The sequence below is a fragment of the Bartonella sp. CB10SXKL genome (genome assembly GCF_042195515.1).
In the GTDB taxonomy this organism is placed as follows: Bacteria; Pseudomonadota; Alphaproteobacteria; order Rhizobiales; family Rhizobiaceae; genus Bartonella.
The window spans coordinates 18,753-44,323 of record NZ_JBHION010000007.1 but is presented as its reverse complement, the minus strand read 5'-3'; the positions used below and the strand labels follow the sequence as shown (position 1 = coordinate 44,323).

General features: G+C 35.0%; 20 protein-coding genes and 1 tRNA gene. 10 read left to right on the top strand and 11 right to left on the bottom strand.

The window, feature by feature from the left end:
- Nucleotides 1-617: 617 nt before the first annotated feature.
- Together ACFIK3_RS05095 and ettA are read right to left on the bottom strand one after the other, a co-directional pair.
- The gene (locus tag ACFIK3_RS05095) at nucleotides 618-1,556 is read right to left on the bottom strand and encodes an ArsR/SmtB family transcription factor (RefSeq protein WP_375667419.1); all 939 of its coding nucleotides are present in this window, start codon (nucleotides 1,554-1,556) and stop codon (nucleotides 618-620) included.
- A 674-nt stretch (nucleotides 1,557-2,230) separates the two neighbouring features.
- A complete protein-coding gene (ettA, locus tag ACFIK3_RS05090) occupies nucleotides 2,231-3,880 on the bottom strand; it encodes an energy-dependent translational throttle protein EttA (RefSeq protein WP_273790793.1) in 1,650 nt (549 codons plus the stop codon).
- Between the two features lie 161 nt (nucleotides 3,881-4,041).
- On the opposite strand from ettA, the gene ACFIK3_RS05085 reads away from it, so the two are divergent.
- Together ACFIK3_RS05085 and pncA are read left to right on the top strand one after the other, a co-directional pair.
- Entirely contained in the window at nucleotides 4,042-4,578 is a 537-nt protein-coding gene (locus ACFIK3_RS05085) for a hypothetical protein (RefSeq protein ID WP_375666928.1), read from the top strand.
- A gap of 46 nt (nucleotides 4,579-4,624) precedes the next feature.
- Nucleotides 4,625-5,233: a bifunctional nicotinamidase/pyrazinamidase gene (pncA, locus tag ACFIK3_RS05080; protein WP_273790795.1), complete on the top strand. Its 609-nt coding sequence runs from the start codon at nucleotides 4,625-4,627 to the stop codon at nucleotides 5,231-5,233.
- A 440-nt stretch (nucleotides 5,234-5,673) separates the two neighbouring features.
- On the opposite strand, the gene ACFIK3_RS05075 is transcribed toward pncA, so the two are convergent.
- Nucleotides 5,674-6,726: a DUF475 domain-containing protein gene (locus ACFIK3_RS05075; RefSeq protein ID WP_375676339.1), complete on the bottom strand. Its 1,053-nt coding sequence runs from the start codon at nucleotides 6,724-6,726 to the stop codon at nucleotides 5,674-5,676.
- Between the two features lie 360 nt (nucleotides 6,727-7,086).
- Between ACFIK3_RS05075 and ACFIK3_RS05070 the strand changes: the two genes are divergently transcribed.
- The gene (locus ACFIK3_RS05070) at nucleotides 7,087-7,626 is read left to right on the top strand and encodes a helix-turn-helix transcriptional regulator (protein ID WP_273790797.1); all 540 of its coding nucleotides are present in this window, start codon (nucleotides 7,087-7,089) and stop codon (nucleotides 7,624-7,626) included.
- A 390-nt stretch (nucleotides 7,627-8,016) separates the two neighbouring features.
- Complete coding sequence (locus ACFIK3_RS05065; protein ID WP_273790798.1) at nucleotides 8,017-8,196, top strand: DUF1508 domain-containing protein; 180 nt, start codon at nucleotides 8,017-8,019, stop codon at nucleotides 8,194-8,196.
- A 531-nt stretch (nucleotides 8,197-8,727) separates the two neighbouring features.
- Here ACFIK3_RS05065 and ACFIK3_RS05060 read toward each other — a convergent pair.
- The 3 genes from ACFIK3_RS05060 to ACFIK3_RS05050 all read right to left on the bottom strand — a co-directional run bounded on the left by ACFIK3_RS05060 (nucleotide 8,728) and on the right by ACFIK3_RS05050 (nucleotide 9,814).
- Nucleotides 8,728-8,898 carry a hypothetical protein gene (locus tag ACFIK3_RS05060; RefSeq protein WP_375631186.1) on the bottom strand — a complete coding sequence of 57 codons (171 nt, stop codon included), beginning with the start codon at nucleotides 8,896-8,898 and terminating at the stop codon, nucleotides 8,728-8,730.
- Nucleotides 8,899-8,950: 52 nt separating this feature from the next.
- Nucleotides 8,951-9,262 carry a hypothetical protein gene (locus tag ACFIK3_RS05055; RefSeq protein ID WP_273790799.1) on the bottom strand — a complete coding sequence of 104 codons (312 nt, stop codon included), beginning with the start codon at nucleotides 9,260-9,262 and terminating at the stop codon, nucleotides 8,951-8,953.
- 267 nt (nucleotides 9,263-9,529) lie between these two features.
- Nucleotides 9,530-9,814: a hypothetical protein gene (locus tag ACFIK3_RS05050; protein WP_375631187.1), complete on the bottom strand. Its 285-nt coding sequence runs from the start codon at nucleotides 9,812-9,814 to the stop codon at nucleotides 9,530-9,532.
- Between the two features lie 755 nt (nucleotides 9,815-10,569).
- On the opposite strand from ACFIK3_RS05050, the gene ACFIK3_RS05045 reads away from it, so the two are divergent.
- Nucleotides 10,570-10,884 (top strand): helix-turn-helix domain-containing protein, encoded by a 315-nt coding sequence (locus ACFIK3_RS05045; RefSeq protein WP_007347852.1) that lies wholly within the window; start codon nucleotides 10,570-10,572, stop codon nucleotides 10,882-10,884.
- On the opposite strand, the gene ACFIK3_RS05040 is transcribed toward ACFIK3_RS05045, so the two are convergent.
- Together ACFIK3_RS05040 and ACFIK3_RS05035 are read right to left on the bottom strand one after the other, a co-directional pair.
- Nucleotides 10,808-10,990 (bottom strand): hypothetical protein, encoded by a 183-nt coding sequence (locus ACFIK3_RS05040; RefSeq protein ID WP_273790801.1) that lies wholly within the window; start codon nucleotides 10,988-10,990, stop codon nucleotides 10,808-10,810. The genes ACFIK3_RS05045 and ACFIK3_RS05040 overlap by 77 nt on opposite strands.
- A 1,718-nt stretch (nucleotides 10,991-12,708) precedes the next feature.
- A tRNA-Ile gene (locus ACFIK3_RS05035) sits at nucleotides 12,709-12,785 on the bottom strand.
- Between the two features lie 170 nt (nucleotides 12,786-12,955).
- On the opposite strand from ACFIK3_RS05035, the gene ACFIK3_RS05030 reads away from it, so the two are divergent.
- The gene (locus ACFIK3_RS05030; RefSeq protein WP_273790802.1) at nucleotides 12,956-13,699 is read left to right on the top strand and encodes an SIMPL domain-containing protein; all 744 of its coding nucleotides are present in this window, start codon (nucleotides 12,956-12,958) and stop codon (nucleotides 13,697-13,699) included.
- Nucleotides 13,700-13,726: 27 nt separating this feature from the next.
- Here the strand turns inward: ACFIK3_RS05030 and ACFIK3_RS05025 are convergent, their stop codons facing one another.
- From ACFIK3_RS05025 to dnaG, 3 genes are all read right to left on the bottom strand, one after another.
- Complete coding sequence (locus ACFIK3_RS05025) at nucleotides 13,727-14,188, bottom strand: YcgN family cysteine cluster protein (RefSeq protein WP_273790803.1); 462 nt, start codon at nucleotides 14,186-14,188, stop codon at nucleotides 13,727-13,729.
- A gap of 611 nt (nucleotides 14,189-14,799) precedes the next feature.
- A complete protein-coding gene (gene rpoD, locus ACFIK3_RS05020) occupies nucleotides 14,800-16,815 on the bottom strand; it encodes an RNA polymerase sigma factor RpoD (protein WP_273790804.1) in 2,016 nt (671 codons plus the stop codon).
- Between the two features lie 390 nt (nucleotides 16,816-17,205).
- Nucleotides 17,206-19,143, bottom strand: a complete 1,938-nt coding sequence (gene dnaG / locus ACFIK3_RS05015) for a DNA primase (RefSeq protein WP_375631189.1) — start codon at nucleotides 19,141-19,143, stop codon at nucleotides 17,206-17,208.
- Nucleotides 19,144-19,279: 136 nt separating this feature from the next.
- Here dnaG and ACFIK3_RS05010 point away from each other — a divergent pair, with 136 nt between their 5' ends.
- The 4 genes from ACFIK3_RS05010 (at nucleotide 19,280) to ubiC (ending at nucleotide 24,961) form a co-directional block, all read left to right on the top strand.
- Nucleotides 19,280-20,497, top strand: coding sequence for a mechanosensitive ion channel family protein (locus ACFIK3_RS05010; protein ID WP_375631190.1), 1,218 nt, complete (start codon nucleotides 19,280-19,282; stop codon nucleotides 20,495-20,497).
- A 70-nt stretch (nucleotides 20,498-20,567) separates the two neighbouring features.
- Nucleotides 20,568-22,259: a Na/Pi cotransporter family protein gene (locus tag ACFIK3_RS05005; RefSeq protein WP_375664781.1), complete on the top strand. Its 1,692-nt coding sequence runs from the start codon at nucleotides 20,568-20,570 to the stop codon at nucleotides 22,257-22,259.
- Between the two features lie 857 nt (nucleotides 22,260-23,116).
- Nucleotides 23,117-23,368, top strand: coding sequence for a GlsB/YeaQ/YmgE family stress response membrane protein (locus ACFIK3_RS05000; RefSeq protein ID WP_273790808.1), 252 nt, complete (start codon nucleotides 23,117-23,119; stop codon nucleotides 23,366-23,368).
- 1,086 nt (nucleotides 23,369-24,454) lie between these two features.
- Entirely contained in the window at nucleotides 24,455-24,961 is a 507-nt protein-coding gene (gene ubiC / locus ACFIK3_RS04995; RefSeq protein ID WP_375621383.1) for a chorismate lyase, read from the top strand.
- The last annotated feature ends 610 nt before the right edge of the window (nucleotides 24,962-25,571 follow it).

Here is a 25,571-nt window from a genome sequence, read left to right as displayed (position 1 = left end):
AAATCATGCATTGCCTCACCTTTTTACTTTTTCGTCTTTTTAGAGCATCTTTTTGCACTCCTCACTAAAAGTTCCAAGGCATTTCTTATCTAAGAACCTGTTTTAAAGAAATATTTTAAGATCTATTGGGCACACCACCTTTGACATTTATGAAGGTATGAGCCATCACTATATTATATTGTGCGGCACAATATCATATTGCAGCCGCAAAGATGTATTTTCTTTTACAAACGGTATCATTAAGATAAATACCTTCTTTTGTAACAGACAAACAGACTCTTTTAGATTCTGAAACAGGAAATTTGAAATGAAAAAATATTCCTGTATTCAAACCTCTCATTGAGTCTAAAAAAATCAATGATCTTTTAAAATCAATATATTGGCTAATAACATAAATATGATATCAAGAACACCTTAAATAATGATCCTCATAGGCTTAACTCTATAGAAGGTGCTTTCATTATACAGCCTACACGCCGCTATAAAACACCAATACTCCCATATAAAAACATAATACAAATGTAAAAAACAATAGCTTATCAATGATTGAATAAAGTTTTATCTCTACGCTATTCCTTGAGAAAAATCAGAGAATAAAGCACGTTAACAAACGCGATTTATGCAAAATCTACTTGTTTATCTTTGATATCGTCAACCAATAAACGCGGATCACGAGCAAGCCAAAGCGTAACCATACCCTCCTCACTGTTTTCATTTTGTATAGGAGTAAGACAAACCGTTTGTTCTAGAACAAGTCCCGCATTTTTAAGCCATTGTTCTATTTGTAAAGCCGAAAATCCAAGACGCATATGCGCTTGATCGGAATATGAAGGCTCAATTTCATGATAACCAAAATCCACAATCAATAAACGGCCATGAGGACGCAAAACTCTTGATATTTCATGAAGAAATATTTCATGATTTTCAAGAAAATGTAAAACCCAATGAAGAATAACTAAATCAAAAGTTGTATCTCCAACAGACAAGTGCAAAACATTGCTATCAAGCACGACTTCAACCGCATGCGTATAAAGATTAGAAAACAATTTTAAGATAGAGCCTCCACCTCTTCCAATATTCAGCATCGTCTGAAATGGTTTATCGCCAATGATTTCAAGTAAAGCGTTTTCTACACCCTGATCTGCCATATAGGATGACCGTAATACATCCCATTGCAACGTATTTTGTAAGAAATGCTTCTTCCTCGTTTTTTGACGCTGCTTTTTGACATCCTTCAAACGTTCTAAATCATGCGCTAACAACACATCATGCTTTGGCAAAGCCGAAAGAACACCCATCACAATGTCTTTACCCCAAAAATCATGACAAAGCTTAAAATAAAGGCTATCTCCCTTCTGATAACGCTCAATCAATCGAGCTTCGTACAAGAAACGTAAATATCGTGATATACACGCTTGCGACTGATCAAGAATAAAAATAAAATCAGGAATTGTTAAATCTTCATGACGCAAGAGCGTAAGAACACGTAAATGGCTTACTTCTGCGACCGCTTTCAGCAGCACAATCATTGCATCTAAACTTGCACTTTTTTGCATAATTATCCCCTAAACATTCCTATAAACATTTGTTTATAGGAAAAAAAGTCAAGCATACAACGCATATTCTCATCTATTTTGTTCTCTCTATTTTATCATACTATGAAAAAAATAGGCTAATGTAAAAAACGAACAGATCTTATCTCCCTGCAGCTTGTTATAATGAGAATGCATTGATTTATAATAATAATTCATTCATTGTTAACTTGAATAAAAAACCGGAATACCGTAAATTTTTCTCATTTCAAATCTATTCATGATAAATCAATCCAAATCATTCTCTTACAGCTCATAAACGGAGGGGACATATGGATAAAAATATCTTTTATACCCACCTCAAAACAAGAACTGCATACCATTGAGAAAAAATAAATAACATGATAATGCCAACTTGCATTTTTATTAAGTAAAGATAATAATGCTCAATGACCAGAGCATTCGTAGAAATAGTACTATACTCTTCATCCCCTCCTTTTCATTGCAATTTTACAAGCAATAACCGGTTATATATCATGAGTAGAATAACCCTATTTAGGTCATAATTTCATAAAGTGTCTCTTACTCTTTGTTTAATGAATAAAAACTTACACAGAGTACACACACTTTATTTATGAAATAACAAACGCAATAAAGTACACTATTATTCCAACAAAGTTGAGATAAGAAAAAAATTTCTAGCGTGTAAGAGGTTTATAATTTGCATGCTTAGGATTAAGAGATTCCGCCCCAAGACGACGAACTTTATCAGCCTCATATTCAGCAAAATTACCTTCAAACCATTCTACATGACCATCACCTTCAAAGGCTAAAATATGTGTTGCCAATCGATCAAGAAACATACGATCATGCGATATGATAACTGCACAACCAGCAAAATTTTCCAATGCATCTTCCAATGCACCTAATGTTTCAGTATCAAGATCATTTGTCGGTTCATCAAGAAGAAGCACATTCCCCCCCTCTTTTAGAAGTTTCGCCAAATGTACGCGATTGCGCTGCCCTCCTGATAAATTTGCCACCTTCTGCTGCTGATCTGCCCCCTTGAAATTAAAAGCCCCGCAATAAGCGCGGCTATTCATCTCATATTTACCTAATTTAATAATGTCATTTCCACCAGAAATTTCCTCCCAAACAGTTTTATCCCCCACCAAAGAATCGCGACTCTGATCCACATAACTCATGTGAACTGTTTCACCGATACGTATTTGACCTGAATCGGGCTGTTCCTGTCCCGTCAACATTTTAAACAAGGTCGACTTTCCCATACCATTGGCCCCAATAACGCCGACAATGCCACCAGCAGGAAGTTTAAAAGAAAGAGAATCAATCAATACACGTTCACCATAAGCTTTAGAGAGATTATCAACCTCAATAACAACCTGTCCTAATCTTTCTCCAATAGGAATAATAATTTGTGCCTCTCCAGGACGGCGCTCACGGGCTGCTTGAACCAACTCATCATAAGCCTTAATCCGAGCTTTTGACTTTGCTTGTCGCCCCTTTGGACTAGAAGCGATCCATTCTTGCTCACGTGATAAAGCACGTTGACGCGCTGCCTCTTCACGGCCTTCTTGAGCCAAACGCTTGGCTTTAGCCCCCAAATAAGCAGAATAGTTCCCCTCATAAGGAATACCTCTACCGCGATCTAACTCTAAAATCCAACCCGTTACATTGTCGAGAAAATAACGATCATGGGTTATCAAAAGCACAGCCCCTGGATATTCACGTAGATGCCTCTCAAGCCAAGCCGTCGTTTCAGCATCTAAATGGTTTGTCGGTTCATCCAAAAGTAATAAATCAGGTTTTGACAAAAGCAATTTACAAAGTGCAACACGCCGCTTCTCACCACCCGAAAGTTTTGTTACATCCCCATCGGCTGGCGGACAACCAAGAGCAGCCATAGCCATTTCCACTTGACTTTCTAAATCCCAAAGATTCTGACTGTCAATAATGTCCTGAAGCTGTGCACTTTCATCAGCCGTTTCCTCGCTATAATTCATCATCAATTCGTTATAACGCTCAAGAATTTCCTGTTTATCTGCAACACCTTCCATTACATTGCCACGCACATCTTTGCTCGCATCAAGCAAAGGTTCTTGTGGTAGATAACCACAGCGTGCTCCTTCAGAAATCCATGCTTCTCCCGTATATTCCTTATCTAGCCCAGCCATAATACGTAAAATAGTTGACTTCCCCGCACCATTTGGCCCTAAAATACCGATCTTTGCATCTGGATAAAAAGACAAATGAATATTTTCTAGAACTTTTTTATTGCCGTAAGACTTGTTAAGCCCAGCCATATGATAGATAAATTGACGTGCCATAAATTTCTCTTTATATTGTGCGATATTAAAGATTAGGATTTTGAAAAAAATGCTTTTGCTTTTTGAAACTGTACAGTAAATAGCACTTACATCGTATCAAAAGCTTTTCGCTTTATATTGGTACATTTTTTCTAATCTCACAAGCCCCAGTATGGTCCTGAATGCAAAAAAACATCTCCCTAAAAAGCAAAAAGCAGATCTTTTTAGCTGTACCTGAAACCTGTTATCAAACATTACCTCTCTTTTCCATACCAGATATAACATTGTATTTTTATCGTATTAAACCAACTTATCAATGTAATATGGTACCACAAAGAAAAGCAATTCTCTATGCGCCTTCTTTTCTCGCTTTATGGGCTTTATATTACACAGTAAAAAATCCTTCTCTTTTTTCATCGATTTTTTGCTACGGAAAGCAATGGACCTCACCCCTTGCCTTGATATGGCTTAAATTACGTTTACAAAACGACCGCCGCCTTATGGGATCTGACGTCCCAAGCCCAATGATCATGAAAGCTTTGCATCAACACGTAGCAACAAATGAATACAGTGCACTTCCCATTGGTACGTGGTTACAATTCGTAAAAAATTATAAAACCAATTGTAAAAACTTATCCATCCCCCTCTTTTGGCTTGATAATTATAAAAATAATATCAATATCCAGCACATCATTTCAAAACTTCAAGACGACATATAGCTTTTTAAAAATACGATAAAAGCTCATCTCGTATAGGAATATATTTATGGAAAAAAAAGCCTTAATCGTCATTGATGTTCAAAATGACTTCTTACTAGGTGGAGCACTTGCCGTACCACAAGGTGATGCTATTTTACCCGCCGTCAATAATCTCATAAATCATTTTGACCACGTTATCTTAACCCAAGACTGGCATCCCAAAAACCATTGCAGCTTTGCTTCCTGCTATCCTGAAAAAAAGCCCTATGATACAGTCATTCTTGACTATGGTCCTCAAATACTTTGGCCTGATCATTGCATACGAGGAACACAAGGAGCAGAATTCCATCCATCTCTTAGAGTAGAAAAGGCACAACTTATCCTTAGAAAAGGCTATAATCAAAAAATGGATAGCTATTCTGCTTTTCTTGAAAATGATCAAAAAACACCAACAGGTTTACAAGTTTATCTCAAAGAACATGGTTTTACTAAGCTCATTATGTGTGGCTTAGCAACTGATTTTTGTGTCGGATTTTCTGCTCTTCACGCTATGCAATGCGGTTTTAAAGTCAGTGTTTCATTAAATGCCTGTGCTGGTATTGATGTAAACGGATCACTAAACACTATGCTTAAAACGATGAACGAAGCTGGTATAGAACTTTTAATGGTCTCTTAAAATATCCTTCTCTAATCTACCATTATAATACACTGATTTATAAAGGATGAATTATTTTACACATATTTAAGTAAGAGTCCAGAATATCGTAAATTCTCTCATTTCAAACCTGTTTCAAAAACATTCTCTTACACGTTACAAAGAGAATCAATGTATGAATAAATCATTCAAGAAAACAGTAAGAATGCTTCTTATACCCCATTAAATGCAAGAGCTTGTCATAATATTGAAAGCTGGTAAAAAGTATAACATCAGCTTTCTGTCTTATATTTAGGTCAAAAAGTATCCTAGAGATTGTACATTATTCCCTTCATGGGTAGTATCATGCAATGAACTCAACTTTAAAAAACGCAAATAAGCAATAAAATAGTATTTTATTTTGCATGACAGACCTCTTTCTATTCAAAGATATGCGATAAACAAAAGCGTGAAAATCTCCATTACTTAGACACAACATGTTTATACAATTGACGATTCTTAAAACGAATCGAAGAATATAATGCCATTCCAATAATACAGATTCCCACAAGTCCTGTTAAAACTTCAGGAACCGATATAATCGTTTGCAGATACATAATCACTGCAAGAACTAGAATTGCATAAAAAGCACCATGCTCTAAATAACGATAATGCAATAATGTTCCTGATTCAACCAACATAATTGTCATAGAACGAACGTAAAATGCACCAATACCAAGACCTATCGCAATAATAAAAAGGTTGTGTGAAAAGGCAAAAGCACCAACCACGCCATCGAAAGAAAAACTAGCATCAAGAACTTCTAAATAAAGAAACGCCCCTACCCCCCCGTGAGCTACTGTTGTTAAAGTCTTTTGAGGAGTATCCAAGAGATAACCAACAACTTCAACACCGATAAAGGTCAAAAGTCCATAAAGGGCTGCCAATAAAAAAGTTATTTTATTTTCTGCGTCAATCTGACCTGAAACAAATAAGATCAAAATCAAAACAATTGCAATATCAATTCCAACAAGCGCCCCAAACTTTTGAGCAGGTCTCTCTATAACATTAAGCCAATGCACCTCTTTTTCAGAATCAAAAAAATATTTTAAGCCAACCATCATAAGGAAAGTTCCTCCAAAAGCAGCAATCCCCATATGCGCATCGGTTAAAACTTCAGCATATCGATGTGGTTCCCATATCGCTAATTTGACTGCCGCAATTGGATTAATCCCAACAGCAACGACAACCACCAATAATGGAAAAACAATTCGCATCCCAAATACAGCTATCAAAATGCCCCATATAAGAAAACGACGACGCCACAATGGACTCATTCTACTAAGAACACGCGCATTGATAATAGAATTATCAAAAGATAAAGAAATTTCCAAAATTCCTAAAACAACGCAAATAAAAAAATATTTAAGAAAACCAGTAATACTTTCCGTCTCAAACCAACCAATAACCCCTCCTAAAAAGACACCAATAATCGTGAAAAAAAAAGCAAACCCAAAATAGCGTAATAGGGCCATGATCATTCCTCAAAGTTTATTTTCTACTTCATCTAAAGCACACCCAGTACAAATCCAAAGTTTGCATCTCTTTAAAGTTGCATCTATTAATGCAGAGGTGTATAGAATATATATGGTAAAGTTACATGAAAATTCTCTCAAAAAAAGCAAGAGACAAATGTAGCAAACAAGGAATTTTGTTTTGAAGTGAATATCAATTGTCAATACAATAAGTGAAAGATTGCTTTCTATCCACGAAAATAAAAAAATAAAAAGAAATTAAAGCTATAATATTGACATTATATCATAGAATATTAATACATAGTGTGCTTTTATTATTTAATGATTTATACCATGATGATTTACCGAGGGAGATAATTCGTGGCACGTCCTGAAACTGAATCAAAAACCATATTTGGAAAACGTTTACGTTATGTACGTCTTGCTTTAGGCGATCCATCACGTGAAACCTTAGCTAAAAGTTTTAGCATGACAAAAAATTCCATTGCTTTTTATGAGCGTGGAGAGAGAGAACCCAATCTTAGTGTCTTACAAACATACCGCACGTTATACGGTGTCAATATTAATTGGCTTTTAACTGGACAAGGAAAAATGTTTGACACCGAATATACAAAAGGTGATTTTGACTGGAATTATTTTATTAAAAAAATCGAGGGACTGGAAGAAACACTTGCCGATAGTGATCGTAACGAAAAACTAAATCAAGAAAAAATCGACAGTTCTTATGAAAAATTGCAGCAATATTTGTCAAGACAAGGTTTATCAAATAGTTTTAACCCTAAAACTACAACCTCTCTTATCGATATGAAAGCTAAAATGGCCAATTCTTACACCCTTAGCTTATTCATTGATTTACTCATTCGAAGCGTATCCCAAAAAGAGGTTATAGCTAATCAATAAACGTCTATTTCAAAAGAAAAAACAAGAAATGATTAAACTCTACCAGTATGGAGAAAAGTGTTTTTACTTTATCCGTGCTGGTGAAATTTTGTATAATTTATAAATTTTGTTTCTGTAACGACAATAAAAATATTTGCGTTGTAAGTGAAAGTATAGTGTCTTTAACTTAAAAAAATAATTTTATAGTATAAAATTCTCATTCATATCTTATTGACAAGAAATTTTTTCTTGTTAAAAGAATAATAGCTCTCATAGAAATTATTTTTTTAAGTCAGAAAATTTAAGGGGAATATATTGACGACTTCCTATAGAGACATACATTAATGTTTACAAACGGATTAGTTAAATATTTATCCTGAAAATTATCAGCTATTTTATGAGGTGAGAAACATGTATTTTGAGGTGTTTCAAGGAGTTCACAATCAATGGTACTGGCGTTTAATCTCAGGAGATGCACAAAAAATTGCTTTTTCTAGTAAAGGCTATCCAACAAAACAAGATATCCTAATCAATATTGAGCAAATAAAAGAAGTTACACATAAGGCTCTTATTAGAGAACTACAATCCTAACGTTCTTTACCATTAAAACAAGCGTTTATTTTGTATAATGGTATGTTGAGTTATTTTTGTGACAAATGAACAGTGATTGTTTTTCCCTCAATGAGAGGGCGTTTTTTGTATTATTTCTGACGCTTACAAATAACAGTCATATTCTTACAGATTATGTGTTTATTTTCAATCACACACAAATCTCTATAGCCTTTATCAAAAAGAAAATCTCTTAAGTCTTGTATTTTTCATAAAAAATAAACGCACATGAAGAGAAGATAAACATCAATGAGAGATATAATTACTCTACAAGATATTAATATCTTTTACGTTCATATTCCTCTTCTGTATCTGATAATCATAACTGACTTACCCATTTCATCTTCATAAAAAGCAAATATCTCTTTCTTCCTATTATCATGCAATTTTTTATACCTATTAGCTGAAACTATCGTAGCATTTATACCTTACATCTAAAAGGAACGTGCAAAATTGTTTCCAGCAATAATATAAAATTTCTGGATTGTATAGACGCGCTTTTTAATAACCAGCCTACCTATAAACTGGTTTATCATCATAAACTCTTATTTTATGACCAACGACGCTCTGTCTTATAAACTTAAATGTTTTCATAAAATCAGAGTAAACTTGAATATTCTCTTCTAATACAATATCTCCATCAGCACCATAATTGGCTTCATTAAAGTTTATCTCTCTCGTCATTCCAATCTTCCTAACACATTTTCAAACCCTTTAATGCAAAATATGAATACAATCACTCTTTATCATCTTCAGATTTAAGCATTTTTTTATATTTCTTTTCATTTTTTTCATATTGCTTAATTTGTTTTTTCAGTTTTTCAATTGCTTGGTCACGTCTTTTAATCACCATACTTTGCTCTCTAATAGCTCTATCTCGTTCTTCAGTCATCTTCATAGAATCTCTTAAAAACTCATGCTTTATTCTTCTAGATTCCTCTTTTAAAATTTTCACTTGACTGCGATAATATAAAGAAAACCGAAATATAACCCCGCTGCACAACAAAACAACAACCATTGCTCCCAATAAAATTTCGTTTACACTCATTTGGATCTCCCTTAATTGTCGCTCAAGTGATCATCTTGACCAATTTATTTCATCCTCAATCAAAAAAAGAATGCAATAAATTGCATGTTCCAAGTGTGAACAATCACTCTCGGCATTCTTATTTTCTCCATTAAAGCATTGATCAATGGCGCAAACAAATCTCTGAAAGCGGCTAAATCTACACTCACACCAATTATTTGCGACACATTTATTGACACAAAATACAAAAAATAAGGAACGTCAAATAAAACTAACGACGCAATGCAATCATAAAAGCCTTGCCCAAATCGTTCCTATCTTCCTTTTTACGCCATGTGGAATGCGGCTATATGAAAGTTTTTCATTATTACAAAAATCTTCACTGTCACAAAGCACAGCATTTCTGTAAAATTTTGCCTTCCCACAAATTTTTACATCACCATAAACTAAAGCATCATTATAAACTCGAGCCTTTCTACAATCACGAGTATCACCATAAAATTCAATACATTGAACATTCAAAACTTGATCAAAAAAGACCGCATTAGCGTAAACATATGCATCTCCACTCATATTCAAATAACGATAAAGTTCTTATTTTTCATAAACATGCAAACTCTTACGAACGACTACACAACCATATGTTAATGCATTGTTATAAATAACAATATCATTGTAAACACAGACTTCATTATAAACCGCAGCATCATAAAAACACACTCATCCCCATAAGGGCATTGATCGAATGTATAATTCTACCAAACAACCACCTTTGTGGATTAGATTACCTTCCTGTTTAATAAAATATCCAAGATCACTTTTTTGATATTTCCCAATTTTTTAATGCATATATACGATATACCATCTGATAGTGATCTAATTTATTACAATAAAGGAGAAATCAGTATTCTTTGCCTATGAATTTACATTTTTTCTACAGCCATTATCCTATCTCTTAAGGCTCTAAAGCTTCGTTATATTCACATACTACCTCAACGCAGAATTTTTTTACAAATTCTGATGTTGGGGTATATCTTGATTTATAATGCTGCTACGTATACTATCACAGTGAAATCTCATAAACATACGAGTGTGTATCGCCCTTTCTGGTATACACATTTACTTTTTCACAACCGTGGAACTAAGCAACCATTTTTATTGATTCGAATCTGAAAGTGTATGGGGACATTTTGTTATTAGTTAAAAACAACTCTATATGCTTCCTTAGCGAAGAGCTACACATGGATATTTTCACGCTCCTTGTATCATATATTCTGGATTCGCAACGCAATATTAACGCTATAGCGTAAATATGTAAAGGTCTAAAAATGACAAAGACTGAAAAAGATTGGTTCCAACGCTTAGTTGAATTGATAAAAAGTGACGGACGAACAATGATTGAAATAAGCAGAGCTGCAGGCTGTGGACAAAATTACGTCCAACAAATGATAAATGGGGGAAAGAGGCCTTCTGTAGATAAACTCATGGCTATTTTGAACACACTGGGAAATGCTAGTGCCATATATGTAATAACTGGTTTCAACATCTCCGATGAAGATTTAAAACTCATAACTTTGATTTCGTCTGGAGATAAAAAGAAGATTGAAGCCTTAAATGTTCTGTTGAATGAGCAGAATCTGTAGAATTTTCTACTTTATCCAATATCGCTTGCTTTTGAGACGTCGATAAAGACTCCCATTTCACAATAATATCAGATAAAGTTGTTTCAAATTTTTTATCATTCTTCATAGTCATACTCCATGTAGTCAAACTATATAACGCTAAAGCGTTCAAATATATCTCATACCTTAGAAAAAAATATTTGCAATAGGCAGTATGGAAGCAATTGTGTACAAACTTATTTTACAAAATCAGATGAAGTTCTATTAGTCATGTACCATGGTGAAACAGAAAGCATCACACGACCCAGACCTTACTTATGAAAATTGGTATAATCTATCAAAAACGCGAATAATGTTACGCAGATCTTGCGATTCGGACCAATGAAAACTAATGTGAAAATATCCCTGAAGACACTCCTGAACTCTATATAAGAGAACACGAAAAAGCTTTTTTGAAAAAAATACATCACAATTTATTCTACATAGCACCATCTATGTTTTTTTAACAATATTGCAAAGCAAGAATATAACAATGTTATAGGAATAAATTCTTATAAACAGAGTCACACTACCTAAAACTCTGTAACACGTTTACAGGTAACCTCCCCTCTAAACGCACTTTGTAAATACTAATATAAGTCTCTATCATAAGCAAAAATGATACTCTTAAAAAATAAAACGAATCACCACGCACAATCTTTGTAGGTAAATTGTATGCAGATTTACAACAAGAGAGAAATTCCCTTATGCAAGAGAAATTCCCTTATGCAAATGAAGAATTATATTGTCAAAGTATGATTTTGAAGAAGAAGTGTACTTTTACAAAAAAAAATCACCCTCCCTGCCAATACTTTTTCATAAGAGAGAAAACTCATAACAAAGATAAAACACGATCAATACGAGAAAAAGGTTAGCAATACAAAAAAGTGGTAGGTTTACCGCAATATTGCCAATCCCTTATGAGAGTAAAATTAAAAAAGACGTCTGCTCTTCAATAATAATTCGGATCACATGAAAACTCTATAATTTGGACATTAAGAAAAAAATACACAAAGACAGAAAATGGCATTTTAACGAATTTTCTAATATCATAGAAAACATTTCTTACAGAATAATAAAATGCTTATTACAATAAAATCGGGATGATGCAAAGCGATAGAAACAATCACTCAATTGATTTTTCAAAGAACAATTGATGAAATTCTTTTCAAAGAACACGCCTCCGTCACTATGAACAATATTTCTCAAAAATCAAATAGAACTCCTTTCTTGGGAAAAAGAAAATATCAACAAATGTTATCATCGTTGACCCCATGATACATATGAACGCCTATAGATCACATTCTCTTATATACAACCTTTCATCACGATGATGCTATTCGAACGTCTAAAAGACATTAACATCACTTAGAAAAAAGCAAATTTACACTAAATGTTTTTTGAGCCATTTGTTCTGAACAGGTCCAATCTTTAAAATTGGTTTTATTGAGATCTGTTTATTTGCAGAACAAGTATAAATAAATTTATCCAATGAAGCTTTTAGCCTTCTATTTTATGAAGCACATCACACAAGAAAAGTACAAAACAGTATATGAATTAAGCAAGTAAATAGCGACACATATCAGTTAATCAAAATGCTACAATGTTGCAAATGAGAGAACTTCTTTGATGAGACTAAAAAAATATACCCTCACTTTATATTAAAGTGACTGAGAGAAAAAAAATGAAACAAACAACGACTAAAGGATTTTAGAACAAACAGGAAAATAAATAAAAAAAACGAAAAAGGTAGAATCTCAAAACTTTTATATAAGCGATCCATTTTTCTATTGGATATTTCCCTATTGGTGGGCCCGGAGGGACTCGAACCCCCAACCAAGCGGTTATGAGCCGCTGGCTCTAACCAATTGAGCTACAGGCCCCACATAGGTTGTTTCTCTCTAAACTAAAATGCCCTATGATACAAGAGCTGACAAAGATTATAACCCATCTTTTTCTCTTTTCTATTGGTTTTTTTTTCAGTGCTCTAATTTCTTTACAAAAACTCTTAAAAATGAGAGAATAATTAACTGACAAATATAAAGGTATAGATATGATAGAAAAGAAAATTCAACCACTGAAGGGTTCTCTGGTTAAAACAGTTATATTAGCATTTACACTCTTAACCACATCGTTGACTGTACGTGCTTATGCTGAAGAAAATAAAATGAAAAATGCAACAATTACAGTGACAGCAATCGGAGAAAGTCAAGCCGCACCGGATATGGCAATTATTAATCTAGCCGTTGTTACCTATGATAAAACTGCCCAAAAGGCATTAGCTTCCAATAATCAATCCATCAATGATATTATAAAAGCTTTTAAAAACAATGGTATCCAAGCAAATGATTTGCAAACATCAGGCTTATCCATTTATCAGTCAACCTCTGATAAACAGCACGAAAAAAAGAATAATGAAAAACTCTATCATGTTTCAAATTCTTTAACCGTACGCATTCGTGATCTTACCAATGCTGGTAAAATCTTTGATCAAGCGATGTCACTAGGTGTTAATTCAGTTAACGGCATTACTTTTACCAACGCAGATACAAAGCCATTTTATCAAGAAGCACGTAAAAAAGCCATTACTGAAGCCATTGAAAAAGCGCAAACGATAGCGCAAGCGGCCGATTTAAAATTAGGAAAAATTATTGAAATCAATGAAAAGGATGATTACTATCACCCAACACCACGTCTCATGAGTAGAGCAGCAGATGTAAGCTACGCAAATACAAATTTTGCAGGTGGTGAGTTAAATTATAACGTGAGCGTCACTGTAGTCTTTGCGATCGATTAAGTCACAAACAGTTGTATAAAAATTACATTACTGGCCTTCACGTAGAAGACCAGTAATGTGATAAAGATATTCTTCCTCAGATAATAATTCGTCTTCGTAAACCTCTATTTGTCCGCGTGCAGAAATACGCGCTGTATGTACCGTCTGACAATCTCCTGATACTAATGGATGCCACCAATGAAGATCTTTTCCCTCATAAATTAATCTATAAGCACAACTTTCTGGAAGCCAACGCGCTGTTTTAACTGTCGTAATGTCTAGCGACATACAATCTGGTACAATTGATTTACGATGAGCATAATCTCGACACCTGCAAGTTTCCCCATCTAAAAGACGACAAGCAATACTGGTTGCATAAAGGTCACCCGTATCGTCGTCCTCAACTTTATGGAGACAACAACGGCCACAGCCATCACAAAGGCTCTCCCACTCAGAAATGGAAATCTCTTCTAATTTTTTTACTTTCCAAAAGGGGAGTTCTCCACTCATAAACTCAGACACACCTTTTTTAATTAAGACGATCTATAAAAATAAAACGTTTAATTTCTATAATTTCATCTATTTCTGTCTCTTAAAAAGATTCAACTCAATGTATACTTTAAACCATGTTCTTAAAATCTATCTGAATAAAAAGAGAATATTCAAAAATAGCGCATATAAATGAACATAACCTATTGAAACATCCCTTTATAAACTGACAAAGAATAAAATGAGTCACCTAAAATGATAGAAAAATCCCGCAAAAGAATACACATTTTTCATCAAAAAGTCCGTATGTTGCAATATAAGTTTATTCCTAATAGATCCAATTTCTTAAAAAACGAGCTGCGCTATACGCAAGGTAATGTTTTTATCGTTCATTTCTTGAAAGCCCCCCTACTCTCTACTCCATAAACACCCTTTGCCCTATATCTATTCTTTTGAGACAGAGAAGTATAAAGCCCCAAAGCTAAGAAAAACATTAAACATCGCAAACTTTCTAGATTATTCAAATTCTTCCCATGTTTTTCTCAAGAAAGTATCCAAGTACAACATGACGCACCTCCCCCCTTCATTAAGAAGAAAGAGGAAGTTATTAAAATGCACAAGAATTCCTTTATTTAAGAATCGAGAAAACTGCGCAATTTTCGTGAACGGCTAGGATGTTTCAATTTACGAAGTGCCTTTGCTTCAATCTGACGAATACGCTCTCTTGTAACTGAAAATTGTTGTCCTACTTCTTCCAACGTGTGATCTGTATTCATCCCTATTCCAAAACGCATCCGCAAAACACGTTCTTCCCGCGGTGTTAATGAAGCAAGAACGCGTGTTGTCGTATCTCGCAGATTAGCTTGGATAGCTGCATCAATTGGTAATAACGCATTCCTATCCTCAATAAAATCACCCAAATGGGAATCATCTTCATCACCAACAGGCGTTTCGAGAGAAATAGGTTCTTTTGCAATTTTAAGAACTTTTCGTACTTTTTCTAACGGCATAGAAAGCTTGCTAGATAATTCTTCTGGTGTTGGTTCTCGTCCAATTTCATGGAGAATCTGACGCGAGGTACGAACGATTTTATTAATTGTTTCAATCATATGAACAGGGATACGAATTGTACGTGCCTGATCTGCAATTGAACGTGTAATAGCCTGACGAATCCACCATGTTGCATAAGTTGAAAACTTGTAGCCGCGCCGATATTCAAACTTATCCACAGCCTTCATCAAACCGATATTGCCTTCTTGAATAAGATCAAGAAACTGCAAACCACGATTAGTGTATTTTTTTGCAATTGAAATAACAAGACGCAAATTAGATTCTACCATCTCTTTTTTCGCAATAGTTGATTCGCGTTCACCTTTCTGCACCTGCATAACAATCCGACGAAATTCACCAATCGAAATAGCCGTTTCTTGCGCAAGATTTTGTATCTCACTTCGCAGTTTTTGGATTTCTTTTGCTTCACGCACCGAAAACTCTTTCCAACCAGGTGTAGGCAAAGCAGCAATATAATTCATCCAATCTGCGTCCAATTCACGCCCTTGGTATTCTTTTAAAAAGTCCTCATGGCCAATGCCATAGCTATTGGCAATCCGTTTCAGCTTACCTTCATTATGAATCAATCTCTTATTGATGTCATAAAGCTGTTCAACCAAAGCTTCAATACGATTTTGGTTTAAAGAAAGAGATTTTACTGCTTGAATCAACTCACCCTTTAATTGAATATATTTCTTCTTCTGAGAAGAAGTAAGGGCCCCCTCTTTACGCTCTGCCAAACTGCTTTCAACATGCTGATCTTGTAATTTTCGTAATTTTACATAGGTTTGAGCAATAAAATCCAATGTTTCCATAACTTGAGGACAAAGCTCATTTTCCATTGCAGCAAGCGATAAGTTAACATCGTCATCGTCTTCTTCATCATCGTCTTCAATATTTCTCTCTCCTGCGCTCTCCCCCATATTACGTATACCAGAAGACATTTTTTCTTCTACCGTCTTATCAACTTCACTTCGCTCAATAATAGGAGCCTGCTTTGCTTCTGGACCAGCATAAGTCGTTTCAAGATCAATAATTTCACGAAGAAGAATACGCTGCTCTTTTAACTCATCACGCCAGATAATAAGAGCCTGAAAAGTCAAAGGACTCTCACAAAGTCCCGCAATCATTGTCTCACGCCCTGCTTCAATACGCTTAGCAATGGCAATTTCGCCTTCCCGCGAAAGAAGCTCAACAGCTCCCATCTCACGCAAATACATACGCACCGGATCATCCGTACGATCTGTTACTTCGCGTTTATTCGTTGTCGTTGCAATTGCGTGGCTAGAGGCTTCTACTAAATCACCACCCTCTACCGTAACTTCTTCTTCATAATTTTCAGACTCAACTTCATCCTCATCATCCACAACATTAACCCCCATCTCAGAGAACATCGCCAAGATATCTTCAATTTGTTCGGATGTAACCTCGTCAGAAGGAAGAACTGCATTGAGTTCATCCATTGTTACGTAACCATTTTTTTTGGCAAGCTTAATCATTTTCTTGATGGCATCATCAGAAAAATCAAGAAGAGGACTATCCAAACTCGCTTGGCTTGTTACTTCTGCATTATCTTTCTGTTTAACCTTTGTTGCCATACCATAACTCCACTCGATCACTTCACAGTTTCCATGTAACCATAGTTTCCATGTGACCAGTTTGTTTGTTCTCACTAAAATCTACCAATAGTTACTCATATATACTTCCTTTTAAGAGATTACTATTGGAAAGAATACATTTTGTATATGCCCTGACATCCAGACAAACTCGACATCCAGACAAAAACGCGGGAAAACTCCAGAAGTTTCCCCGACACCTCTCAGCCCTTCTGAGATAATCTCTGTACCCTATCGTAAGAACCAATTTCCCGCTTTTCCTAAAATTTACCCGCTTTTTCTAAAATTTAATTGTCATCTTTATAAAAATGTCACTCCACATAAAGTTCCTCATCTAAAATTTAAGTGACTGATTCGCATTAAAAAAGCGAATCATTTTATCGTATCTTGTGTATTCCCGTCTATTTTTTCATCCAACCAACTTCCAAACCCTTCAATTAACGCTTCTGTTGCCTGCATCTGCTCCAGCTCATTTTTTACCTCACGAAGCAGATCAAAAACCTCACTCTTAGGATTTTCTACAAGTTGCTCTTCAATATCCTGTAATCTCTTATGTAGGTGGTGTTCTTGAAGATGCAAGTAGACAGCTTGTTTTAATATAGCACGTGCATCTTCTATAGGGGCTCCACCAAGGATAATACGCATACCAATATTTTGCACAAGATGTTTCATACGCTCTAACAGAGCTTTTTGTTCTCTTTTCTCTAAGAATGCAACCATCGTCTCTTTATCATGAAGCTGTTGGTCCCCAAGAATTTCCAACATAGCTTGATGAAGAGTTATCAATTGAGTATTTTTTAATTCTAACTCAGAAAGAATTTCAAAATTTTCATACCACAACTCAGGATAGTAAGCTAAAGTGAGTAAAATCACTGCTTCACGCAAAGGAATAGATTGCGAAGAATTTCGTACTATTTCAGAATTTGCTAACAGAGAAAAGGTTTGATCTTTAAAGGTCCTATTTGGTGAAGATTGATCATATCGCCCTCCCCCCTTTTTTTTCGAAAAAGAGGGACGAAAAAAATCAAAAAGGCGTTTTTTTACATCTTGCAAATAATAACGACGGACATCTTCATCCTTAATCGTAAAAATTTGTTGTTTTAGTTGTTTTTCTAGCGCTGCTCGTGTCTCTGGAATTTCAAAATGCTTTCCATAGGTAGCACGCCACCATAAAAGCTCACTCAAAGGAATAGCTTTTTGCAAAAAAGAAGAAAAAAGCTGTGCTCCACCAGCACAAACAATTTCATCAGGATCTTTCCCTTGTGGCAACAAAACAAAGCGTACACAAACCCCAGCCTTTAAAAGAGGCAACACACGATCAGCAACACGAAAAGCAGCTTTTAAACCAGCATCATCACCATCAAAACACAAAATAGGCTCCTTCCCCATCTGCCATAAAAGCTCAATTTGCGCTTCCGTTAATGCTGTCCCTAAGGGCGCTACAACTCCTTCAAAACCAGCTTTAGTCAATGCAATGACATCCATATACCCCTCAACAACAAGGAGTGAATGAATTTTTTCATCGCCAACAAAGCGACTATTTTTGCGAGCTGCTGCCGCGTTATAAAGTATATTTCCTTTATGAAACAGCACTGTTTCAGGGCTATTGAGATATTTTGCTCGTGTCTCTTTCTCTAATGCACGCCCTCCGAAAGCCACCACACGTCCACGCAAATCTTCGATAGGAAACATAATGCGATTTCTAAATCGGTCATAAGAATCCGCGCTCTCCTCATGCACTGAGAGAAGCCCACATTCTTCCATTTGCTTTATTGAAATGCCCCGTGCACTCAAAGCTTCTTTCAAAGCTGTACGCCTTACCGGTGCAAAACCAATGCGGAAACGCTCTACAAGCTCTGGTGTAACACCACGTGCATCCAGATAACGACGTGCTTGCGTACCTTCTTTATCGCGTAAATTATATTGGAAAAAATCTGTAGCAATTTTCATCACATCATAAAGGTCAGCTTTTTCCAGTTGACGTTTATGACTTTGTGAATCCAAAATAGGGAGTTTTATTCCCGCAAAATCAGCCAAACGCTCTACACTTTCTGAAAAGTGCAATCCATCAAGCTCACACAAAAAGGTAAAAATATCTCCACTTACACCACAACCAAAACAATAATAGCGCCCTTTATGATCATCACAATGAAAACTTGGCGTTTTTTCACCATGAAATGGACAGCAACACCAAAAGTCTCCCCGTGAAGGCTTACTTTTTCGAGGATCAAAATCCACCCGTTGCCCAATCACTGTTGAAATTGGGAGTCTCGTACGCAGTTCATTAAGGAAATCGGGCGGAAAACGCATTATCTCTCACAGAGTTTGAAAATTCTTTTTTGCATATTTAACGACTTTAGAGCATAATTCCAATACTTCCTTCTTAAGCAGTTGTAAAATTTTAAACCCTCAACTGCATATATTTTTAGAAATGGAGAATAAAAAAGTGATCGAATTTATTGTTCAATATCCGTGGTTAGAGGCTATTTCTTGGCTTATTATTCTTACTATAGCTGCCCTTCTAGTGAACTTTCTAGGACGAAAATTACTTATTCACGGAGCAAAAAAACTCTCTTCTTTTCTTCCCAAAAATACAACGATCGATATTAATAATGCTATTCAATACATGGCAAATATCACTTCAGCTTTTATTCTTTCAATTGGTGTTAATTTTATTCCAACATTGCCCGATGCATTTAGCACTGTCATCGGTAATGTTGCCAACGCCTTCATTATCTTTTTTGTTGTCCTGACAATTTCTTCCTGTCTCAATGTCATTAACATCCTTTACGAACAACGACCAACAGCACGACTAAAACCAATAAAAGGTTATATTCAAATTGCTAAAATTGCACTTTTTGCTGTTGCAACAATTTTAATGGTTGCTACATTGATTGACCGCTCCCCTCTTATTCTCTTCTCCGGTCTTGGTGCAATGGCCGCGGTTCTCATGTTAATTTTTCAAGATACGCTCCTTTCTCTCGTTGCCGGTATTCAAATTTCATCCACTGATATGGTTCGCGTTGGAGATTGGATTGAAATCCCCAATCTCGGTGCCGATGGTGATGTTATTGAAATTGCCTTGCATACTGTTAAAGTTCAAAATTTCGACAACACCATCACCTCAGTTCCTATCCGTAAACTTGTGACCGACCCTTTTAAAAATTGGCGTGGCATGCAAGAATCAGGTGGCAGACGCATCAAACGCTCCCTTTTTATTGATCAATCAAGTATCCATTTTCTCACAGAAGAAGAACAAAAATATCTTTCTCGATTTAATTTATTAGAAAATTATTTCACGCAAAAAGTAGCAGAAATTGATCAATGGAATGCTCAATTAGATAAAAATCATGATGTTTTAGCCAATACGCGCCGTTTAACCAACATTGGAACTTTTCGTGCTTATGTTTTTGCTTATCTACAACAGCATCTAAATATCAACCCTAATATGACCTATATGGCAAGGCAATTACCTCCTACAGAAAATGGTTTACCCTTAGAAATCTATTGCTTTACGAACACCACCGTTTGGATAGACTATGAACAAATTCAAGGCGATATTTTTGATCACCTTTATTCTATTCTGCCCTGTTTTGGTCTAAAGGTTTTTCAAAATCCAAGCGGTTATGATTTTAATCAAGTATTAAAAGCAAAAGTGAAATAAAAACAATAAACTTCAATTTATTAATTTTGAAGTAACCACATTCACAACAACAAAGAAAGAATAAAGTATCATGAATGGTTCATTGGTACTCCTTCATCTTGCCGGCGCTATTTCTTTACTTCTCTGGGCCACACGCATGGTGCGCACAGGAATTGAACGCGCCTATGGTGACAGACTTAAATATAAAATGTGCCACGTCATTTCAAAACCATTGTTTGCTGTAAGTTTTGGACTTTTTACAGCAATGATTTTACAAAGCTCTACAGCAATAACGCTCCTCGTTGGTTCTTTCGTTGAATCTGGTTTTGTCTCTGGAGTAGCAGGACTTATGGCTGTACGTGGAGGAGAATTAGGGTCAGCAATCGTTGTAAAAATTCTCACCTATGACCTCACTCTTGTTGTGCCCTTGTGTCTTTTAATGGGCACTTGTATCTTCATGACAACAGAAAAACGTGAATGGCGTCAAATAGGACGTATTGTCATCGGTATTGGTCTTTTGATTTTATCTTTAGAGATGATAAGTACAGCGACAGAACCTTTACGTGAAAGCGAAATTTTGCCTAGCATCATTCGTTATCTTTCAACCGATCCTGTTTCCTCTTTTTTGTTGGCTGCTGGCTTAACCTACCTCTTACATTCATCCATCGCAGGAATCATTTTGCTGGTCAATTTTGCCAATTACGATCTTATTCATACGCAACTCTGTGTTGTCATGGTTCTTGGTGTCAACTTTGGCTCTTCTCTTATAGCACCACTTTTAACGCGCAACGCCTCTCCTAATACCCGCCTCGTTCCCTTAGGAAATTTACTCATGCGTGGGGCCGGTTCAATCCTTATACTTATCTTATTTCTCTCCTTTCACCCTCCCATCACATGGCTTGGCAATAACGCCCCTACTCAAGTAATCAACGCCCATATCATTTTTAATGTTTTCATTCTCCTTGCTGGAATACCACTTTCAAAATGGGTTTTAAAATTAACCACTCAGATCGTGAATATAAGTGCAAAAAAAATGCAAGCTAACAAAACGCTCAATTTATCCGATCAAACAGCTCTTGATGACAGTGTTCTTGAACGCCCAACTCTCGCTCTCTCAAATGTCATGCGTGAAGTCATTCATATTTGTGATCTTGTAGACATCATGCTAGAAAAAATCATGGGACTTTATGAAAATCCTGACCCCAATATTATTCGTGAACTCAACCAACTCAACACCATATTGGACAAAAAACATATCGCCATCAAACTTTATCTTGCACGATTAGCGGGACAAAAATTATCTGACGAAGAAGCTCTTCAAACGCAAGAACTTCTAGGCGCCTGTATAAAATTAGACCAAGCAGGCGATATCATTATTCATAATATGCTGATGCTGGTTAAAAAGAAACAACAAAAAGGTTTACAGTTCAGCAGCGAGGGCTGGAGTGATCTCCTTCGTTTCCACGCCATTGTACTAGCCAACGCGCATATAGCATTTAACGTTCTCGTCTCACGTGATACACATACTGCACACCTATTGGTACAAAAAAAAGATCAACTACGAAACTTAGAAAAAGAGATGAGTTTAAAACATTTTAAACGTCTGCGTGAAGGGGATCTCAAAAATGTAGAATCATCCAGTCTTCATCTCGACACTGTGCGCGACCTCAAACAAATCAACTCTCTTTTGACCTCAATGATCTACCCCATTTTAGAAGAACAGGGACTTCTTCAAAGTTCTCGTCTACGCACCCCTGCTGAAGAACAAACAGAAAAAACTTAAACTTTTCAAATAACTTGAATAGAACACACATCACATCGATTATTCAATTTTGAATATGGTCAAGATATTGATTTAATCAAAACATCTTATTATTTGACAATTTAAATGAGCTTTCTTCATCGTAAATTTCTTTCATTTAAAATCTATTCATGATGAATTGCTCAAAGTCATTTGCTTGCACATTACAAACAAAGCAGCATGTAGAATAGAACTCTTGAAGAAAGACATAAAAATGCCTAACCATCTCAAAGCCAAGACTGTTAAACACATAAAGAGTAGGTCAAGAGTATGATAGTTCCAACCTAAACTCGCCTTGTAAAAAGGGGATCGCTTCACAGTAGCAGCAAAACAGAAATGCTCTATAAGGAATGCAAAACCCCACAAAAATGCAATATTTATATCAAGATCTGTAGAGGTTAAACCTATACAGCCACGCTATAACGTGTCAACAAAGCAGTTTTAATTTCAAACATCATTGATATCAATTGGCAAGCTCCAAACTTTTAAATATCCATTTTACTTATTGCTTTAATCACAGTTGTTTTTTTCAATTTAAGAGAGAGCTTTAAAAAGCTTATAAATACACTTTATGAGTTCTTAAAACATTTTCACTAATATTTTATTATTTTATTCGTATTTCTAAATTAATTAATTTGTTTATAAATTAAAATGTATTATATATTTATACTTATTAAGTATTATTATGATACAAATGTGAATATTATTTTAATATAAAGGAAAGTAATAAGTAAAATATCTAAAAGCAATATCCTTTCCACTGGGTAAAAAAGGAATAAACCTTGATTTTTACAAAGTTTACTCTAGTTACAATTTAAATTCAGGCAAAGGAGGGTATCATGGAAAATGCAAACATCGGCTGGATTGCAGCTATTGTTATCGGCGGGATTGCAGGTTGGGCTGCACAGTATATTATGAAAAGCCAAACAGGAATATTGTTAAATATTATCTTAGGGATTATTGGCGCTGCGCTAGCAAGCTTTCTTTTTAGTCTTTTAGGTGTAAGTTTTGCTGGTTGGCTTGGCTATCTTATTTCAGGTTTTATAGGAGCCTGTATTCTTATATGGATAGGACAAAAAATTCGATCATAGAGTATTTATTTTTTACACCTTTTGGAATTCAATACAAAACTAGGAAACAACTAGCAGAGTTTGAAATATTTTCTTGTAACTTGGTGTTACCAATTTTGATATGATGGTGAGATGCTTAAGCTGCGATTTTAGGCATACACCATCACCGTATTATAAAACGAAATGCAGTAAAGAACTTTATAACGCACCATTTCATACCTATATAAACTTACGCATATCAGGAGAGATATGTTGCGTTATTTTAACGAAATACGAACTGATTTTTGTACCACGTGCGCAAATCCAGCATATCTCACTGAATAACAATTCATAAGGTTACAAAAATCACTAACGATGATTAAAAATTCTACCGTATAATGCTTAATAGCTTACACTCTATCAACAATGCCCTTTTTACCAAGAAAACTCGAAGAGCTTTTTTGCATCTTAAGAAATAAAGAGAGACGGTAAGAACAAAATGATAAAGAATTTTTTCTAATCTATGAAAGAAAATAGTATATAAAATAAATATGAAATAATATTAATGTAACTTTATTATAGAATTACTACAAATTATGTTATGTGAAGTAATTTTTAACAATATAATGTATTTTAAAGTTTTCAAAAATATATGCATTAATATAAATTTCTTGATTATAAAGAATACGATCCCCTTTACATCTCAATTCAAAAGATTTGAATACCTCTTCACTTTCTAAAGTATAAAATAAAGTTTTGTTCCTCTTAAAACTTCCTCTTTATATCATCTTGCATAGATGAATTTTTAGCTCTTCTTTATATGCGTTACAAACGAATTTTAAAGTACGAAACATTTTTCCCATTGCTCTCATGCGATAAAGAAATTTCCGTAACGCATTGTGAAAGCGCCTTGGATAAAACATAATACCTTATTTTGCTTTTTTAATGAAAATAATCCTATAATATATACTTCCCGCATATCTTCTTTTAAAAACCTTTGCAATCGACTTTCCCTTTGATATCTTCCTGTTAAAATCTTGCTGCTTTTATACTCCTTGTATTACAATAGAGCTATCTATTTAACCCAACATAACATATGGAATAAGACTTTAGCTGTGGAGTAAAACGATGTCTGATCTTGAAGATTCCATCTTACCGCCTCTAACGTGGTTCTCTGATCAAAATCCTCCAATACCAGAAAACGTTCGCGATTGGCTCATGGAATCGGGCTCGATGACGCTTCGATTAAAGAAATATTGTACCTGCCTCCAAGTTCAACCACAACGCGAATGTTTTATTACGCAAGATAAATTAACAGAAGAAGCAGAGCATCTCCCCGAAAGTGCGCGTTATTGGCTACGCGAAATCATATTAATGGGAGATAATAAACCTTGGCTCCTTGGACGCACTGTAATTCCACAAGAAACCCTCCTACACAATCAAGCCTTGATGCATTTGGGAACTGTACCTCTAGGACATTATTTATTTAACAATGACAAATTAACCCGCGATTACATTCATATTGGTCAACAAGGTGCACTATGGGCACGCCGTTCCCGTTTGCGGTTAACGGGTAAGCCATTGTTGCTAACTGAACTATTTTTAACAGATTCACCACTGTATCCCCACAAATAGAGGTTACTCATTTTATTCTGCATAATTTATAGATTTTATATAGCTTATAAGGGATTTAATCAGAGAAAAGAATTTCAAAATTATCTCAAGAACACATTAAAAACAAAGATTTCTTTTCAAAATATCCTTTTATTTCATAAACTCAGCTTAAAAAATCTCTTCCCTAGAAAAAACGTTCTAAAATTCTGATTTTCTTATCATTAAAACCAGCACTTGAATTAAAAAGATACACGCCATATTGATAAAACCATCTATATTTAAATTTCTTACCGAATAATCACTACTCTAAATATGGTAACTCTTTATCAAACAAATGCTTTGAAACAGCAAAAAAGACAATAATACACTCCCCAAAATTGGAAATCTGTATCAATTAACTTAATCATCCTGTTTTAAAATTTTTAACAGTGCAAATAATAGATCTTTTTTAAAAAGTAAAAACTCTATAACCTTTTTGTTTTTTAATGATCTAACAGCTTTGAAGAACAGAAAAATATAATACATAAAAGAATGTTTATTGCTCTATAAGAGCCAAAAAAACTTCGTTGATTTCAAAAAAATATTTTTTTGATAATAGTATGTATATAAAAAATAAATGATATTTATCAAC

Bases quoted from the DNA above. Each gene is read 5' to 3' on its own strand.
- ACFIK3_RS05095 (WP_375667419.1), bottom strand. From the start codon at position 1,556: ATGCAAAAAAGTGCAAGTTTAGATGCAATGATTGTGCTGCTGAAAGCG.
- ettA (WP_273790793.1), bottom strand. From the start codon at position 3,880: ATGGCACGTCAATTTATCTATCATATGGCTGGGCTTAACAAGTCTTAC.
- ACFIK3_RS05085 (WP_375666928.1), top strand. From the start codon at position 4,042: ATGCAAAAAAACATCTCCCTAAAAAGCAAAAAGCAGATCTTTTTAGCT.
- pncA (WP_273790795.1), top strand. From the start codon at position 4,625: ATGGAAAAAAAAGCCTTAATCGTCATTGATGTTCAAAATGACTTCTTA.
- ACFIK3_RS05075 (WP_375676339.1), bottom strand. From the start codon at position 6,726: ATGGCCCTATTACGCTATTTTGGGTTTGCTTTTTTTTTCACGATTATT.
- ACFIK3_RS05065 (WP_273790798.1), top strand. From the start codon at position 8,017: ATGTATTTTGAGGTGTTTCAAGGAGTTCACAATCAATGGTACTGGCGT.
- ACFIK3_RS05060 (WP_375631186.1), bottom strand. From the start codon at position 8,898: ATGACGAGAGAGATAAACTTTAATGAAGCCAATTATGGTGCTGATGGA.
- ACFIK3_RS05055 (WP_273790799.1), bottom strand. From the start codon at position 9,262: ATGAGTGTAAACGAAATTTTATTGGGAGCAATGGTTGTTGTTTTGTTG.
- ACFIK3_RS05050 (WP_375631187.1), bottom strand. From the start codon at position 9,814: ATGAGTGGAGATGCATATGTTTACGCTAATGCGGTCTTTTTTGATCAA.
- ACFIK3_RS05045 (WP_007347852.1), top strand. From the start codon at position 10,570: ATGACAAAGACTGAAAAAGATTGGTTCCAACGCTTAGTTGAATTGATA.
- ACFIK3_RS05040 (WP_273790801.1), bottom strand. From the start codon at position 10,990: ATGAAGAATGATAAAAAATTTGAAACAACTTTATCTGATATTATTGTG.
- ACFIK3_RS05030 (WP_273790802.1), top strand. From the start codon at position 12,956: ATGATAGAAAAGAAAATTCAACCACTGAAGGGTTCTCTGGTTAAAACA.
- ACFIK3_RS05025 (WP_273790803.1), bottom strand. From the start codon at position 14,188: ATGAGTGGAGAACTCCCCTTTTGGAAAGTAAAAAAATTAGAAGAGATT.
- rpoD (WP_273790804.1), bottom strand. From the start codon at position 16,815: ATGGCAACAAAGGTTAAACAGAAAGATAATGCAGAAGTAACAAGCCAA.
- dnaG (WP_375631189.1), bottom strand. From the start codon at position 19,143: ATGCGTTTTCCGCCCGATTTCCTTAATGAACTGCGTACGAGACTCCCA.
- ACFIK3_RS05005 (WP_375664781.1), top strand. From the start codon at position 20,568: ATGAATGGTTCATTGGTACTCCTTCATCTTGCCGGCGCTATTTCTTTA.
- ACFIK3_RS05000 (WP_273790808.1), top strand. From the start codon at position 23,117: ATGGAAAATGCAAACATCGGCTGGATTGCAGCTATTGTTATCGGCGGG.
- ubiC (WP_375621383.1), top strand. From the start codon at position 24,455: ATGTCTGATCTTGAAGATTCCATCTTACCGCCTCTAACGTGGTTCTCT.